Consider the following 15,185-nt stretch of genomic DNA (forward strand, 5'->3'; position numbering starts at 1 on the left):
CCCGAAGGGCGGCGTGAGGACGAGTGACGACGACTACGGCCACCCTCGGCGGCATCGACATCGCCTATCGCGACTCGGGCGGACCCGACCCGGTGCCGGTCGTGCTCGTGCACGGGATGGGCGGAGACAGTCACACCTGGGATCGATTCGCCCGGACCCTGATTCGCGGCGGGCGGCGTGTGGTCTCGGTCGACCTGCGCGGCCACGGCCGCAGCGCGCACGCGCAGTCGTACCGGTTCGCCGAGTTCGGCGACGACCTGATTGCGCTGATCGACCACCTCGACCTCGGGCAGTCCGACCTCGTCGGGCACTCGCTCGGCGGGCACGCAGCCTCGCTCGTCGCGCAGGCGCGCCCGGACCTGGTGCGCAGGCTGGTGCTCGAGGAGGCGCCGCTGCCGCTGCGCCCCGACGAGGCGATGGGGGCGTTGACGCGACGGCTGCCGACGCCGGTGGAGTTGTGGCATGCGGTGACCAGCATGGCCCGCAGTCCGCGGGCCCTGATCGCGTTCGACCGGTCGATGACCCGTTCCGCGCTCGCGCAGTTCCACGCCGCGCACCCGGACTGGTGGGCGGGCCTGCCGTCGATGACCGCGCCGACCCTGGTGATCACCGGTGGGCCCCGCGGGATGGTCGACCCGGGCCGACTCGCGGCCGCGCTCGCCGCGATGCCCGACGCCCGCGCGGTGACCATCGAGGTCGGGCACAGCGTGCACCGGGACCGCCCGGACGAGTTTGACGCCGAGGTCACGGCGTTTCTCGCCTAGTTGCGCGCGTTACCAGCCGGCGCTGAAGGAGTACCAGGGCCCGCGCAGGTGCCAGACCCGCACGCCCTCGCCGACCGGATCGGGGTGGCCGGCTCCCCGTCGGGTAGGTAGGCGATCCCGTCGTCGTCCAGGAAGCCGCTGTCGGTCACGACGAAATAGACGTTGTCGCCGTGACGGCGCACGGTTCGGACGTCGTAACTGCCGATCCGGCGCTCGATGACACCGGACCGGGTGCCAGACGGGAGGTCGTCGACCGCAGCCGCGAACTCCGCCTGCGACCACTGCCAGCGCGCCTGCCGCGGCACGTCGAACGAGACCAGGGTGAGGCTGGTGAGGACGGCGAGCGGAACCGCGGTGATCCAGTTCGACTACGAGCCGTGACGTAGGAAGTGCGAGCCGGTCTTGGCCGTCCAGCCGACCGCGACGAGTACCGCCGGCCGGAAGCAGCCGAGTATCAGGATCCAGCCGTTCGGCGTCGGATAGCTGCACGCCCACAATGCCGCGAGGCAGACGGCGATCGCCCAGGTCAGCAGGACGCCGCGGGGAGGCTTGTCCCAGAATGCATTCCACCACCGCCGCATGGCATCCCCCTTGCCGTCGGCCCGACCGATCCGGAGCCTACCTGCCTGACGGGCGCCAACTGCCGATCTGCCGGACGTAGGTGGCGGGCGGGGTCCCCACCGCCGCGGTGAAGTCTCGGATCAGATGGGCCTGGTCGCTGAACCCCAGTTCCTCGGCCAGTTCCGCCCATGCGATAGGGGTGCCGCTGTGCGCGCGCTCCGCGGCGTCGAGCAGGCGGTGACGTCGGATCACCCACTTCGGACCGACCCCGACGTACTCGGTGAACAGGCGTTGCAAGGAGCGCACGCTCAGCCTGGCCACCGCCGCGACCTCGTCGACCCGGTGGATCGACTTGTCCTGTTCGATCCGGGTGACGAGTTCGGAGACCCTGTCGACAGCCGGATCTGGTCGGGGCGACAGTGATTCCAGGTAGTCCTCGACGGCGGCAGTCATCGCGTCGTCGTCCGTGGTGGCGAGGGCGGCCACGGCCACCGGAGTGTCGTCCACACCGAGCAGCGGACCGGCGGGGAGGACCTGCCCTGCGAGGTCGCCGACACTCGACCGCAGGAAGGGGTGGAATCCGCCCGCCCGGAACGCGACCCCGATCACGTGCCCGGTGCCGCCCAGGTGCCGGTGGAACGGATCGCGGCTGACCCCGTGCACGAGCAGTCGGCCGTCCTCGGCGGCGAGGTGAATCTTGGGCTGTGGCAACACCTGCTGGTCGCGAGAGCCGTCCACGCGCCAGTGCACGATCCAGAGGTACTCCACGAACGGCCGCAACGATTCCCGTGGCAGGCGACGCGAGACGTCGATCGACCGAGCCGCCTCGTCGGGACGCACGATCGCCTCGGGCAGGCCGCGGGGTTCGGTCATGTCCAAAGATAGTAGGCGCCCGGCTTCTAGGATCTCGGCATGGCACTGACAGCTCTCGACCGCAAGCTCCTCGGCTGGTCCGCCGCCTACGTGGTCTCCCAGGCGAACATCGCACGACTGCTCGGCCCCACCGGTCCGAAGCTCCTCGCGACCCAGACCGCGATGTCGGCGCGCTCCTACCGCGCCGTCCTCGACAGCATGGACGAGGCGGAAACCGCGCGATTCCGTAGCCATTTCGGTCCGGACATGGTGCATCCGATCATCTACGCGGTCGCCCTGTGCACCGGCGCGAAGCGGCTCGGGCAGCTCGCCGACCTGTCCCCGGCAACCAGGCGCGCGCTCTACGCGGCGCCCGTGGTCGCGGCGGCTGCCGACTACGTGGAGAACGTGGTGGATCTGCACCTGCTCGACCATCGCGAGGCGATCACCGACGCCCGGGTCCGGTCGATCTCGACGGTGAGCATCACCAAGTGGATCCTCAGCCTCGGGACCCTCGCCTACCTGTCGCAGGGCTTCGTGCGGGTATGGGCCGCGATGGCGACCGGCCGCCGCGACCTCTCGGGCGAAGCCTCGGGTAATATCTGACCTCTCGCGCGAAGCCTCGGGCAGTATTGACAGTCGCGTTTGTTCAAGCCCCCGGCCGCGTCCTCGCCGTAGCGTGGGTGGATGGCAGCGGAACGGACCACCGAGCACTTCGCCGGCGCGTCGGACTTTCGGAACTGGCTTGTCGCGCATCACGCCAGTTCGCCCGGGATCTGGCTGAAGATCGCGAAGAAGGACTGCGCGCAGCCGAGCGTCAGCTACGACGAGGCGCTGAACGCCGCGCTGTGTTTCGGGTGGATCGACGGGCAGAAGCGCAGCTTCGACGACGACCACTGGTTGCAGGGTTTCACCGCACGAAGAGCCCGCAGTCCGTGGTCCAAGCGCAACCGGGAGAAGGCGGAGCAGCTGCTCGCGCAGGGCCTGGTGGTTGCGCCGGGACTGGCCGAGATCGAGGCGGCCAAGGCCGACGGGCGCTGGGACCGCGCCTACGAGGGCCAGTCGACGGCGGCGGTGCCGCAGGACTTCCTGGACGCGTTGGCGCAGGTTCCCGCGGCGGAACAGTTCTTCGCCACGCTGAACAAGGTCAACCGGTACGCGGTGGCCTACCGGCTGCAGGACGCCAAGAGGCGCGAGACCCGGGCCCGTCGCATCGAGAAGTTCGTACAGATGTTCTCGGAGGGCAAGAAGATCCACGAGTGACCCGCGGGCACAATGGTGCGGTGACCGACCCCGCGACCTGCTCGTTCCTGTCCGCCGCCGACGAACCGCTGCCTGGCACCGCCGCGCACACCACCGGGTGGCTGTGTCTCGAGCACCCGGGGGCCTGGGGCCGTGACGTGTTCGGTGGCGAGGCGCTGGGCGCTGAGCTGTCCGCCCGGCTCGAGCGCCACGTGGCGGCGGCAGGTGTCCGGCTGCTGCTCATCCGCCGGCCCGGCCGTCCGGCGTCGGCGCCGCCGGAGCGCACGGTGCTGCTCGCGCGCACTCATCCCGACGGAGCCTGGTGTGAGCGGCTGACGGTGGGTGATCCCGCCGAGCTGCTCGAGCTGGACCTGGCGATGCCGGCCGCCGCCCCCGGGATTGGCGAGGTCGTGACCGATCCGGTGGTTCTGGTGTGCGCGCACGGCAAGCGTGACCAGTGCTGCGCGGTGCTCGGTCGCCCGATCGCGGCGGCGCTCTCCGACCGGTTCGGCGACACGGTGTGGGAGTGCTCGCACACCGGCGGGCACCGCTTCGCGCCGTCGATGATCCTGCTGCCGAGCGGCTACACCTACGGGCGTCTGGACGCCGAACAGAGCGTGGCCGCGGTACTCGCCGCGGGCCGAGGCGAGGTGTACCAGAGGGGGCTGCGAGGGCGCAGCACCTGGACCGACGCCGGTCAGGTCGCCGAAATCGCGGTGCGGGAATCGGTTTCGGCGGCGTCCGCCGAGCTGACGGTCGACGAGACCGGCGCTCGACCGGTGGTCCGGCACCGCGACGGCCGGGCGTGGGAGGTCGCGATGTCCGGCGTGGAGCTGCAGGCGCGCCCACCCAGCTGCGGAGCCGTTCCGAAGGCCGTTCTCGCCCTCGTCGCCGACGGGGTGCGGGCACTGCCGGTGTGAGCGCGCGCGGCCAGGGAGACTGAACCGCATGTCCGACACGAGCGATCTGCCGCGCTACCGCGTTCTCACCGGGCCCGACGATGTCGAGTTCTGCAACCGGGTCAGCGCGGCCCTCGACGCGGGCTACGACCTGCACGGTTCGCTCGCGCTCACCTTCGACGGGGACCGGGTCATCGTGGCGCAGGCGCTGATCCGTCCGCGGTAGCCCGACTGACACACGTCACCAGTGGGTGCCGGGCACCACGCGGGCGATGCGTCGTCCGAGCGATATGCCAAAACAAGGCTTGATCCGGCCCACAGGCAGTAGCCCTCGCGACATGTGGGAGCGGATCATTCGGCCAGCGTGATGGCCCAGCGACGACCGCGATGAAGCTGGCAGCGAGTTGCTTTGTAGGGGAAGGCCAGTGCGCGGCGGCTAGCGTCGACAAGGGGCGGCCCACAGATGGCGAGGGGTCGTTCGATCTATGCAGTCATAGCTGTTGTTATCCACCGTGTGTTCGACGCAGCGGGCCGAGCTTGTGATGAAGTGAGTGCATGACTTTTGATTCAGCGACACATGTCTTCACCGACGCACCGATCGTGGGTTCTCGTGCTGATCGCCTCGAACGACAGACTTTTGCGGAGCACGTTGCCGACAGGATTGTCGCCGCCGGTGGTGGAGACAGTGTTGCGTTCGGGTTGACGGGGGCATGGGGAAGCGGAAAGACGTCCGTGCTGCGGATGATTGAGGAAAAGATGCCACAGGAGTGGGCAGTCCGCTACTTCACTCCGTGGGCTGCCTCGGATCCCGCATCGTTGGTTGGTGAGTTCTACGCAACGATCAGCTCGGCTCTTCCTGCAGTTTTTCGCAGGAAGATCGTGAAGAAGTTTCAGGCGATGGTGCCGATTGTGGCGGGAGCGGCCGCTGCGATACCGGTGGCCGGGCAGGCCGCCAGTTCAACCGTCAAAGAGGCTGCGAAATTGCTCGACAAATCATTCCAGGACCAGTTCAAAAAAGCGTCGAGAGATTTCGTCGAAGCTGGAATTAAGGTGCTCGTAATCATTGATGATATCGACCGGTTGCATTCTGACGAACTTGTCGCTGTGTTGAAGACGGTTCGGTTGCTGGGGAGCTTTCCAGGGGTTCACTACCTACTGGCATATGACCAAGAAACAGTTTGCGATGTCTTGAGGACTACGTCGATTGCAGCAACTTCTGATCGAGCGCTGCAGTTCCTGGAGAAGATTGTGCAGTATCCATTCGATCTGCCGCCTATGCAGTCGGCGCACCGGGTGCGCGAACTTACTGCAGCACTAGCGCGAGTAGAGGCGGCACACAATCTTGGGCCGATTCTGACGGGGCGAACACAGTTCGGTTCCTTGATCGGTGATTTTCTAGCACTCGTCCCCGAAGGTGATCTCGCAACCCTTCGTACAATCCACCGCCTAGTTACTCAGTTCGACATTGCGTTGACGGTGATTCAGCCCGATGAGATCAACGCTGAGGACCTGCTTCTGCTGACCTTTCTCCGTGTTCGATACCCGAGGCTGTACCGGATGCTTCCAGGATGGAAAGACGGGTTGCTTTGGAGTGGCTCGGTGTCGCGCCAGGGAGACTCATCGACCCATCAGTTGGTGGCGAGTTGCTTTGACGAATCAGATGACTCGCGCGTCGCGGCGTTGACAAAGTTGCTGAACCATATTTTCCCCACGGTTGAAGTTAATGGATGGATCGGTTCCGGGCGACCATCAGGAAGTTGCAGGGCGTCCGAGAGTGCGTACTTCGACAGGTACTTCGTAATGGGTATCCCGGTGGGTGATATCAGCGACAAGCATGTCCGCGCCGGATTGGCACAGTTGGCGAGTGCGGGTGTGCTCGACGACAAGTCGCCGCTCGGAGTGGCCTTGGCAGACAAGGAGGCCACGGATCGCGCGGCCGAAAAGGCGTGCAGGTTGCTGACTGAAACCATGGAGAGTATTACATCGGCGAATGCACTGTCGGCGGCGCTGGACGTCGGACGACGCGTTGCTGACTTCGAGGAGGATTCGTGGTTGTCGGCGCGACTTCGGTTCCCTGGCGAACTCGCGGGCATTGCAGTTGAGCGAGCCGGGTCAAGGGACGCCTCTCGTGTCGTGGTCGACGAGCTGGAGCGTGAATGGGGGCTGACCGCGACAGTTCGTTCGCTCCACCCCACATTGTCGGCTCCGCACGACACGTTGTCTGAGCCGATCAGATTGGCTATGGAGGATGTTCGGCGCAGGTGTTTGAACGCGTGCATCGCTGATTTCGAGGATGAAGATCCTAAAACTGGATCGGTGTTATTTCACCTGTCGTATCTGGACGAGGAGGGCATGAATGAGTTGGGAGGGAAAGTTCAGGCGATGATTAGTGGTGGGCGGGAGCTCGATGACATCGCTGCCCGCTTCGTCTCGACCTACACCCTCCTTGCCAGCGAAGGTCCAACCACAACCGCGAATCGGTACGAACTTGGCGGCTTGCAGCTGGCCGATTTCGAGAAGGTGATACCTCGCAGTTTCTGGAAGGAGTTTTTCGTGAAGAGTTCGGGAGATCACGAGAAATTCGATGAGCACGACGTTTCGTTCACGAACCGTAAGCGGTGCGCTCGGCAGGCTCTCGCTCAGCTTGAAGCAGAGGGTTCGTGATGGGCAATTTGGACGTGTCTCGCTGCTGTATTGCGTGACGGTGGTGCTCACAGTTATCGTGCGGCCGTTGCATTTTCGTGAGGGCCGACCGCCGCGCGTCACCAGTGGGTGCCGGGCACCACGCGGGCGATGCGTCGTCCCACCTTCGAGACGGTGGAGTTGTGCCTCGGTTTCGCCGCGGGTGCCGCCGCGGGCGGTGTGGCGGTGACGGCGCCGCCGCTCTCGGTCACGCCCTTGGAGGCTGGGGAGTCCGGGAACGCCCGGTACATCTGGTGCAGCACTCGGTCCTTGACGCCGGGCGCGAACACGTGGCCGTACTCGCCGAGCGTGCCGAGTGGGTCGTCGATCCGCTTCGGCCGTTCGACCAGGCCCCGGACCACCATCGCGGCCGCCTTCTCCGGGCTGATCACCCGGCCGATGTTGGCCTTCCCCGACGGCGTGATCATCGGCGTCTCGACGAGCGGCATGTGGATGGTGGTGAACGTGATGCCGGTCGAGAGCGTCTCGGACGCAATGGTGTCGGTGAATCCGTCGAGGGCGGCCTTGCTGGCCACGTAGGCGGAGAACCGCGGCGTGTGGCTCTGCACGGCCGCGCTGCTGATGTTGACGACGTGCCCGAACCGGCGCGCACGCATCTGGGGAAGCAGCCCGAGGATCAGCCGCACCGCCCCGAAGTAGTTGACCGCCATGGTGCGTTCGTAGTCGTGGATCCGGTCGGTGGAGGCGAACACGCCGCGGCGAATGGACCGGCCGGCATTGTTGACCAGCATGTCGACGTGGTCGTGTGCGTCGAGAATCGTCTCGAGGGTCCGGTCGACCGACTCGCCGTCGGTGACGTCGCACCGATAGCCGAAGGCCCGTCCGCCCTCGGCCCGGATCTCGGCGACCGTCGCGTCGAGCTCCTCGGCGCCGCGGGCGATCAGCAGCACCGTCGCGCCCTTCGCGGCGACCGCCCGCGCGGAGGCGCGGCCGATCCCCGATGAAGCGCCGGTGATGATCACGTGCCGTCCGACCAGCGGCCCGGACGGGTCGTCGCGGCGGTGCCGGTTGGGGTCGAGGTTGCCCCGCCAGTACCGCCACAGGGTGTCCGCGTAGGAACCGAACGGCGGCACGGTGATTCCGCTCCCGTCCAGGGCCTGCTGGGTCCGGGTCGAGTCGAAGACGGTGGGCAGGGTGAGGTGGTCCACGATGACCGGTGGGATGCCGAGCCGGTCGAGCACCAGGTCGCGGGCGGCGGTGGCCGCTCGGGTGGGCGGGCGGAGTACGGGGGCGGCGACGACCTCGGGCAGGTCCGCGACCGGACGCGGTGCGCCCGCGGCGTGGGCCAGTGCCGCGTAGACCTCCCGCATCGGTTGCGGCTCGGGGTTCACCAGGTGGAACACCTCGCCGTCGCGACCCGGTGCGAGCATCAGTCCGACGATCGCCTGTGCGACGTAGTCGACCGGGACCAGGTTCGTCGCGCCCAGGCTCGGCACCCCGACCGGCAGTCGCGACGGCAGCTTCGCCAGCTCGGCGATGGCCGGGAACAGGTAGTACGGGCCGTCGACCTTGTCCATCTCGCCGGTCGTCGAGTCGCCGACCACCGCGGCGGGGCGGTACACGCGCCAGCGCAGGCCGGGGGTCTCGCGGACCAGCCGCTCGGCCTCGAACTTCGTCCGGTGGTACGCGGTGGGGAAGGACTGGCCTCGGTCGAAGTCGTCCTCGGTGAACCCGCCCGGGTAGTCGCCGGCGACGGCGATCGAGGACACGTGGTGCATTGTGGCGCCGAGCCTTTCGGTCAGTTCGGCGACTGCGCGGGTGCCCTCGACGTTGGTGCTCGACTGCTCGTCGCCCGCGGTCATGTCGTAGACGGCGCCGAGGTGCAGGACGTGCTCGGCCGCGGGCGGCGGACCGTCGAGTCCCAGCCCGGGTGCGGTGAGGTCGCCGATCAGCGGGTGCACGCGATCGCCGCCGTCCCAGCCGGCCGCGAGCCGTCCGAGCCGGGCGGCCGATGCCGGTCGGACCAGGACGTGGACCTGCGCGTCGGGCACCCGGGCGAGCAGCAGAGGCAGCACGTTGCGGCCGAGGAATCCGGTCCCGCCGGTCACGATGAAGGTCGACATCAGCACTCCTCCTGAAGGGGCTACGACTACATCACCCGAGGCTCCGCCCGAGAGTGTCAGTTAACTTACTTCAAAGTAAGTAGTGTGGGAACCCATGGCGGACCAGCGGAGGCGGTCAGTCGCGCCCGATCACGTGGATGCGTGCCCAGGAGTTGTTGACGTAGCCCTTGGGGTTCCACAGGTGCCGAGCGGATTCGGGCTGGCATGCGGCGGCCGTGTCCCAGGCCCTGGCCGTGATCACGGCCGGCCCGACGGGCAGGTCGAGCGTCACCCGCCACAGCCGCCACGCCCACGGATCGGCGCGCTCGTCGAGGTCGGCCTGCACCCAGCTGTCGCCGAGGTCGAGGGAGACGTCGACGCGGGCGACGCCGCGTTCGCCGGCGAACGCGTAGCCGCTGATCTCGGTCGCGCCGGCCGGAAGGACCTCACCGTCACCTGGTCGCAGGATGTCGGCGTTGACCGCCACCGGGCCGAGCGACAGGCCGTCGCCGGGTCCCGTCGCCGACGGGTCGGCGTCCGCGGTCAGCAGGCGGTACACGGTGGCCTGGAAGTAGTTGTCCGACGGTCGCTCCTGCGCCGTCACGCGATGCACCCACTTGACGCTGCGCGCGCCGATGTGGCCGGGCACCACCACCCGGACCGGACCGCCGTGCACCGCGGGCAGGGGAGCGCCGTTCATGCCCCAGGCCAGCAGCACCTCGCCGGCGAGGGCCTTGGCGACCGGGATCGAGCCGCCGTACGGTTGCGGCGGATCGGCCTCTGCCGCGACGTCGGGGGCGGCGAACGCCACGTGCGCGGCGCGCGGTCCGAGTCCCGCGGCGCCGAGCACGTCGGCGAGGCGGACGCCGGTCCACTCCGCGGTCGAGATCGCGCCCGAGCCCCACGGCGCCTCGCCCGGAATGTCGCCGACCTCGATCAGTCCAGCCCGCCGATTGCCGGCGCACTGCAGCGTCGCCGTGAGCGTCCGGTGCTCGAACCCCGACCGCAGGTCGGACAGAGACAGCGCGAGTTCGCGTTCGACCTCGCCGTCGACGGACAGTCGCCAGGCCCGCGGGTCGAGCCGGGGGATCGGCCCGTGGTTGCGGCTGTAGAAGGTGTCGACGGGGGTCAGCGCCCGATCTGCCAGCGCGCGCGGCGGCGGCTCGGCGTTGTACGGCTCCGCCTCGTGCACGATCATGTCCTCGCGCTTGCCCCACCTGCTCATCGCCCGGACCTCCCGGCTCGCGCGCCGGCCCCGCGTCCGCGTTGCAGGGCATTGCGCGTCGGGATCCACTCCACCACCAACCAGCCCTCGGTTCAACGGCGCTGCGGTGGGCCCGGCATCGGCGTCAGTGCCCGATGCCGACCTTCTCGTACACCCGCCGCATCCATGCGGGCGCCCACCAGTTGGCCTCGCCCATCAGTTTGACCAGGGAGGGCACCAGCAGCATGCGCACCACGGTGGCGTCGATGATCAGCGCCAGGATCATCCCGACTCCCAGGAACCGCATGATCGACAGGCCGGAGAGGGTGAAGGCGCCGGTCACGATGATGAGAAGGGCCGCGGCGGCGGTCACGATCCGGCCGGTGCGTGCGGTGCCGATCCGCACCGCCTCCTCGGTGCTCGCCCCGTTCTCCCGGGCCTCGACCATCCGGGACATCAGGAACACCTCGTAGTCGGTCGACAGCCCGAACACCACCGCGAGGATCAACACCACGAACGTCGGTTCCAGTGGGTTCGGTGTCACCCCGAGCATGGCCGCACCGTGGCCCTGCTGGAAGATCCAGGTCAGCACGCCGAACGTGGCGGCCAGGCTCAGTCCGGCCATCGCGACGGCCTTGATCGGCAGCACCACCGATCCGAACGCGAGGAACAGCAGAACCAGCGTCGAGCCGACCATGATCGCGATCATCCACGGCAGGTGCGCGACGATCGAGGAGTTGGTGTCCTCGGTCAGGGCCACGCCGCCACCGACCCCCAGGCTGGTGCCAGCCGGCGGGTCGATCGCACGCAACGCGCGCACCGTGTCCGCGGGTGGGGTGCCCTCGGCGTAGACGGCCTGCAGGACGGCGAAGTCGTCGGTCGAGGCGACCAGCCGGACCTGGGCGACGCCCTCGACGGCCCGCGCCTCGGCGGTGAACTCGCCGAGCTGCGCGGTGGTGGGCCGCACGCCGTCCTCCCCGCGCAACATCAGCTGCGCGCTGTCGCCGGTGCTGGTGAAGTCCTCGGCGAGCGTCTGCGAGGCCGCGCGGGACGGATCGTTCGCGGGCAGTGCGGTGTAGGTGATCTCGCCGAGTGTCACGCCAAGCAGTGGCGAGGCCAGCACGAGCAGTCCGGCGGTGATGGTGACCGCGACGGTGACCGGGCGCCGCATCACCCGGGTCACCACGCCGCTCCAGAACCGGGCCGCCCGCTCCTCGCCGCGCTCGACCGCCCCGCGGCGCCAGGCCAGCGAGTTGATCCGGCGGCCGAGGATCGCCAGCAGTGCGGGCACCGCGGTGAGCGAGAGCACGGCCGCGCTGACGACGGCGGCGATCGCGCCGTAGCCGAGGGACCGGATCACCGGCTGCGGGAAGATCAGCATGCCGCCGAACGCGCACACCAGCAGCAGCCCCGAGAACATCACCGTCCGGCCCGCGGTGCAGACGGTGCGACGAACGGCCTCGGCGGGCTCGCTGCCGCCGGCCAGTTCCTCGCGATACCGGCTCACGATGAACAGTCCGTAGTCGATTGCGAGGCCGAGGCCCAACAGCGAGGCGACGTTGAGCGCGAACGAACTCACCTCGGTGAGCGTGGTCAGCGCGCGCAGGGTGGCGAGCGCGCTGAAGACGGTGAGCATGCCGACGAAGACGGGGACCGCGGCGGCCACGACGGTGCCGAAGATCAGCACGAGCAGCACCAGGGTGATGGGCAGGGCGATCGCCTCCGCCTTGACCAGGTCCTGCGTCAGGTGCTGGTTGAACGAGTGCCCGACGACCGTGCCGCCGCCGAACTGCGTCTCGATCCCGGGCGGGCTCAGCGCCTTGGTCATCGAATCCAGGTCCGCGAGTGTGGGTCCGGCGTCCCAGTCGACGAAGACGGTCGCCAGCGCCTTGGTGCCGTCCTTGGACAGCATCAGCTTCGCGGTGGACGGGTCCACCGACCAGTAGGAGGTGACCGACCGGGTGGGCCACTGCTCGCGGAATGCGGTGAGGGTCTGCTGGACCTGCGGGCCGATGTCTGCGACGGTCCTGCCCTCGGGTGCCGTGTAGATCGCGACGATGTCCGGCGACTGCTGTCCGAGCTTGTCGTCGATGAGCAGGCTCACCCGTGCGGACTCGCTGTTCGGGTCGAAGTAGCCGCCCTGGCTCAGCTTGCCGAAGACGCCGAGCCCCCACAGTCCGCTGACGAGGACGGCCAGTACTGCGAGGACCAGCACCCACCATTTCCGGGATGCGACGAACGAGGCCCAGCGCGACATGGAAGCTGCTCTCTTCAGGTGGGGTCGGGACGGCGCCACGACTCTACCGACGGCAGCCGACGCCGTGAACGGCTTCCGGTGGATGAAAGGTCGCGCCGGGACCTTGACGTGGAGGGTGGTCCGCGTCACAATTACCAACCGAACGGACGGTAATAGATCTGGGGAGTTCGATGGACAAGAGAAAGTCACTGCTCGCGCTCGGTCTGGCCGCGGGCCTGCTCCTCGCCGGCTGCTCGAGCAGCTCGACCGAACAGGCCGCGGCGGTCGGGGTCACGGTCAAACGCAACGGGTACGGAATCCCGAACGTGTACGCCGACAACGTGCGCGACCTCTACTACGGCTACGGCTACGCGGTCGCCGAGGATCGGCTCTTCCAGATGGAGATGGCCAGGCGGTCGTCGATCGGGACCGCGGCGGAGGTCCTGGGACCGGACTACCTGGCGACCGACAAGACGGCGCGAAACAGCATCGACCCGCAGTCGATTCACGATCAGCTCGCGAAGCTGCCGCAGCAGGACCGCGACATCTTCGACGGCTACGCGGACGGGTTCAACCGGCGGATCGGCAAGGTGCGGGCGAATCCGTCCGCGCTGATGCCGAAGCAGTTCCTGGACAACGGCTTCGAGCCCGAGCCCTGGTCCGGGTACGACGTCGCGATGGTCTGGGTGCAGACGATGGCGAACCGGTTCTCCCAGTCGAGCAGCGAACTGGCCAACCTCGAGGTGCTCCGGAGCCTGCAGGCGAAGAACGGTGACCAGAAGGGCCGGGAGCTGTTCGACCAGCTGGTGTGGCCGCAGGAGGACCCGACCGCTCCGACCACCGTCCCGCGCGCCGGTCATTCGGCGAGCGACCTGCCGCAGGCGATGTCTCAGGAGGCCGGCCTCTCCGGCGTGACGCAGGCCCTGCCGGACGCGAACCTGACCCGTATGAAGCAGTCCGGCGGCGGTGACTGGCCGCACATGAAGCCGGAGGCCAGCAATCTCTGGATGGTCGGCGCGGACAAGACCACCAACGGCACCTCGATCCTGATGAACGGACCGCAGTTCGGCTGGTTCAACCCCTCGTACGTGTACGGCGTCGGCCTGCACGGAGCCGGGTTCGACGTCGCGGGCAACACGCCGTTCGCGGCACCCACCGTGCTGTTCGGCACGAACAAGACGATCTCCTGGGGTGCGACCGCCGGCCCACTCGACGTCAACGACGTCTACCAGGAGGTCCTCAACCCCGCGAACGAGCACGAGTACAAGTTCGACGGCGCGTACAAGCCGATGGACGTGCGGCCCGAAACCATCAAGGTGCGCGGCGGCTCGGACGTCGACTACCCGATCTACTCGACCGTGCACGGGCGGGTCACCAGCTTCGACACCCCGAACGGCAGCGCCTACTCGCTGAAGGAGAGCTGGGCGGGGTACGAGATCCAGTCGCTGGTCGCGTGGATCGACATCATGAAGGCCACCAGTTGGGACGAGTTCCTCGCGCAGGCGCAGAAGGTCGCCATCACCATCAACTGGTACTACGCCGACGACAAGGGGAACATCGGCTACGTCTCGCCCGGCCGGCTGCCCGTCCGGCCGGCGGGCCAGGACCTGCGACTGCCCGCGATCGGCGACGGCACCATGGAGTGGTCGGGCATCCGCCCCTTCTCGGACAACCCGCAGTCGTACAACCCCGAGCAGGGATACCTCGCCAACTGGAACAACCAGTCCGCGCCGGGCGCGCTCGCCGACGGCTACAACTGGTCGCCGGTGGACCGGGTGCGGGCGCTGACCAGTCGCCTCGAGGCGAAGGACAAGTTGACCCCCGGCGATATCTGGGACATCAACCGGCAGGCGTCCTTCGCCGACCTGAACATCGACTACCTGTTGCCCTACCTGGAGAAGGCCACCGCGCAACTCCCGGCCGGTGATCCCGTCGCCGGTGGTACCGCGTTGCTGCGCAACTGGAACGGTCAGGCCACGGACAACGACTCGGACGGTAGCTACGACGGGCCGCAGGCCGCGATCATGCGGACCTGGCTGCCGATCCTGTTCCAGACGGTGCTCGCGGACGATCTTCCGCCGGACGTGTACGCCGACTACGCCGCGAGGATCTACCCCGCCGCCGGGACCGCGCGCCCCGCCGAGGCGACGAAGCTGATCTACAACGCACTGCTCGGCGCCAAGTCCGGGGTGCCGCAGACCACCGACTTCTTCAACGGCGCCGACCCGATGGCGGTGCTGCGAGACACGTTCGGACAGGCACTGGCCAAGCTCGGAACCGAGCAGGGGCCGGATCCCGCGAGCTGGAAGATGCCGGTGAGCGCCAACAAGTTCGACTACAAGAACTACCTGGGCGTTCCGCAGGCGGGCGCGGGTGAGGTGCTGAGCCTGTCGCCGTACATGAACCGGGGCACCCAGAACGACCGGATCGTCCTCGGCGACGGGATCGCCGACCTGTGCACGGTGGCGCCGCCCGGGCAGAGCGGATTCATCGCGCCGGACGGCACCCGGTCGTCGCATTACAGCGACCAGATGGACTTGTACCGGAACTTCCAGTGCAAGACCGATCCGCTGACGACGGAGTCGGTGGACGCCACCGAGTCCGGCGAGGTCGTCTTGAAGTAGCCCGATCCCTGGCGCGCGGCCGGCCGAGCGCGGACAGTTGACGCATGGGCATTCCGAG

13 protein-coding genes are annotated in these 15,185 nt (G+C 68.2%); 7 read left to right on the plus strand and 6 right to left on the minus strand.

The window, feature by feature from the left end; genetic code table 11:
• Nucleotides 1-23 precede the first annotated feature (23 nt).
• Nucleotides 24-764, plus strand: a complete 741-nt coding sequence (locus ACFXGJ_RS04820) for an alpha/beta fold hydrolase (protein WP_378617028.1) — start codon at nucleotides 24-26, stop codon at nucleotides 762-764.
• Here the strand turns inward: ACFXGJ_RS04820 and ACFXGJ_RS04825 are convergent.
• From ACFXGJ_RS04825 to ACFXGJ_RS04835, 3 genes are all read right to left on the minus strand, one after another.
• On the minus strand, nucleotides 761-1,069 hold the full coding sequence (locus ACFXGJ_RS04825; RefSeq protein WP_378617030.1) for a hypothetical protein: 309 nt from the start codon (nucleotides 1,067-1,069) through the stop codon (nucleotides 761-763). The genes ACFXGJ_RS04820 and ACFXGJ_RS04825 overlap by 4 nt on opposite strands.
• A gap of 63 nt (nucleotides 1,070-1,132) precedes the next feature.
• Complete coding sequence (locus tag ACFXGJ_RS04830; RefSeq protein ID WP_378617032.1) at nucleotides 1,133-1,345, minus strand: hypothetical protein; 213 nt, start codon at nucleotides 1,343-1,345, stop codon at nucleotides 1,133-1,135.
• Between the two features lie 37 nt (nucleotides 1,346-1,382).
• Nucleotides 1,383-2,198: a DUF6597 domain-containing transcriptional factor gene (locus ACFXGJ_RS04835; RefSeq protein ID WP_378617034.1), complete on the minus strand. Its 816-nt coding sequence runs from the start codon at nucleotides 2,196-2,198 to the stop codon at nucleotides 1,383-1,385.
• Between the two features lie 39 nt (nucleotides 2,199-2,237).
• Here ACFXGJ_RS04835 and ACFXGJ_RS04840 point away from each other — a divergent pair, with 39 nt between their 5' ends.
• The 5 genes from ACFXGJ_RS04840 (at nucleotide 2,238) to ACFXGJ_RS04860 (ending at nucleotide 6,982) form a co-directional block, all read left to right on the plus strand.
• Nucleotides 2,238-2,783 (plus strand): hypothetical protein, encoded by a 546-nt coding sequence (locus ACFXGJ_RS04840; RefSeq protein ID WP_378617036.1) that lies wholly within the window; start codon nucleotides 2,238-2,240, stop codon nucleotides 2,781-2,783.
• An 81-nt stretch (nucleotides 2,784-2,864) separates the two neighbouring features.
• Nucleotides 2,865-3,440, plus strand: a complete 576-nt coding sequence (locus tag ACFXGJ_RS04845) for a YdeI family protein (RefSeq protein ID WP_378617038.1) — start codon at nucleotides 2,865-2,867, stop codon at nucleotides 3,438-3,440.
• Between the two features lie 20 nt (nucleotides 3,441-3,460).
• Entirely contained in the window at nucleotides 3,461-4,339 is an 879-nt protein-coding gene (locus ACFXGJ_RS04850) for a sucrase ferredoxin (protein WP_378617040.1), read from the plus strand.
• 28 nt (nucleotides 4,340-4,367) lie between these two features.
• Nucleotides 4,368-4,544 (plus strand): DUF1737 domain-containing protein, encoded by a 177-nt coding sequence (locus ACFXGJ_RS04855; protein ID WP_378617042.1) that lies wholly within the window; start codon nucleotides 4,368-4,370, stop codon nucleotides 4,542-4,544.
• Between the two features lie 329 nt (nucleotides 4,545-4,873).
• Nucleotides 4,874-6,982: a P-loop NTPase fold protein gene (locus ACFXGJ_RS04860; RefSeq protein WP_378617044.1), complete on the plus strand. Its 2,109-nt coding sequence runs from the start codon at nucleotides 4,874-4,876 to the stop codon at nucleotides 6,980-6,982.
• Nucleotides 6,983-7,080: 98 nt separating this feature from the next.
• Here the strand turns inward: ACFXGJ_RS04860 and ACFXGJ_RS04865 are convergent, their stop codons facing one another.
• From ACFXGJ_RS04865 to ACFXGJ_RS04875, 3 genes are all read right to left on the minus strand, one after another.
• Nucleotides 7,081-9,084: an SDR family oxidoreductase gene (locus tag ACFXGJ_RS04865; RefSeq protein ID WP_378617046.1), complete on the minus strand. Its 2,004-nt coding sequence runs from the start codon at nucleotides 9,082-9,084 to the stop codon at nucleotides 7,081-7,083.
• A 115-nt stretch (nucleotides 9,085-9,199) separates the two neighbouring features.
• Nucleotides 9,200-10,288 carry a sulfite oxidase gene (locus ACFXGJ_RS04870; RefSeq protein ID WP_378617048.1) on the minus strand — a complete coding sequence of 363 codons (1,089 nt, stop codon included), beginning with the start codon at nucleotides 10,286-10,288 and terminating at the stop codon, nucleotides 9,200-9,202.
• Nucleotides 10,289-10,412: 124 nt separating this feature from the next.
• Nucleotides 10,413-12,524 (minus strand): MMPL family transporter, encoded by a 2,112-nt coding sequence (locus ACFXGJ_RS04875; RefSeq protein ID WP_378617050.1) that lies wholly within the window; start codon nucleotides 12,522-12,524, stop codon nucleotides 10,413-10,415.
• 170 nt (nucleotides 12,525-12,694) lie between these two features.
• Here ACFXGJ_RS04875 and ACFXGJ_RS04880 point away from each other — a divergent pair, with 170 nt between their 5' ends.
• Nucleotides 12,695-15,127 (plus strand): penicillin acylase family protein, encoded by a 2,433-nt coding sequence (locus tag ACFXGJ_RS04880; RefSeq protein ID WP_378617052.1) that lies wholly within the window; start codon nucleotides 12,695-12,697, stop codon nucleotides 15,125-15,127.
• The last annotated feature ends 58 nt before the right edge of the window (nucleotides 15,128-15,185 follow it).

It is taken from the genome of Rhodococcus sp. NPDC059234, assembly GCF_042754225.1.
GTDB lineage: Bacteria > Actinomycetota > Actinomycetes > Mycobacteriales > Mycobacteriaceae > Rhodococcus_G.

Coding starts and splice junctions, on each gene's coding strand:
- ACFXGJ_RS04830 (WP_378617032.1), bottom strand. CDS start 1,345: ATGCGGCGGTGGTGGAATGCATTCTGGGACAAGCCTCCCCGCGGCGTC.
- ACFXGJ_RS04835 (WP_378617034.1), bottom strand. CDS start 2,198: ATGACCGAACCCCGCGGCCTGCCCGAGGCGATCGTGCGTCCCGACGAG.
- ACFXGJ_RS04840 (WP_378617036.1), top strand. CDS start 2,238: ATGGCACTGACAGCTCTCGACCGCAAGCTCCTCGGCTGGTCCGCCGCC.
- ACFXGJ_RS04845 (WP_378617038.1), top strand. CDS start 2,865: ATGGCAGCGGAACGGACCACCGAGCACTTCGCCGGCGCGTCGGACTTT.
- ACFXGJ_RS04855 (WP_378617042.1), top strand. CDS start 4,368: ATGTCCGACACGAGCGATCTGCCGCGCTACCGCGTTCTCACCGGGCCC.
- ACFXGJ_RS04860 (WP_378617044.1), top strand. CDS start 4,874: ATGACTTTTGATTCAGCGACACATGTCTTCACCGACGCACCGATCGTG.
- ACFXGJ_RS04865 (WP_378617046.1), bottom strand. CDS start 9,084: ATGTCGACCTTCATCGTGACCGGCGGGACCGGATTCCTCGGCCGCAAC.
- ACFXGJ_RS04870 (WP_378617048.1), bottom strand. CDS start 10,288: ATGAGCAGGTGGGGCAAGCGCGAGGACATGATCGTGCACGAGGCGGAG.
- ACFXGJ_RS04875 (WP_378617050.1), bottom strand. CDS start 12,524: ATGTCGCGCTGGGCCTCGTTCGTCGCATCCCGGAAATGGTGGGTGCTG.
- ACFXGJ_RS04880 (WP_378617052.1), top strand. CDS start 12,695: ATGGACAAGAGAAAGTCACTGCTCGCGCTCGGTCTGGCCGCGGGCCTG.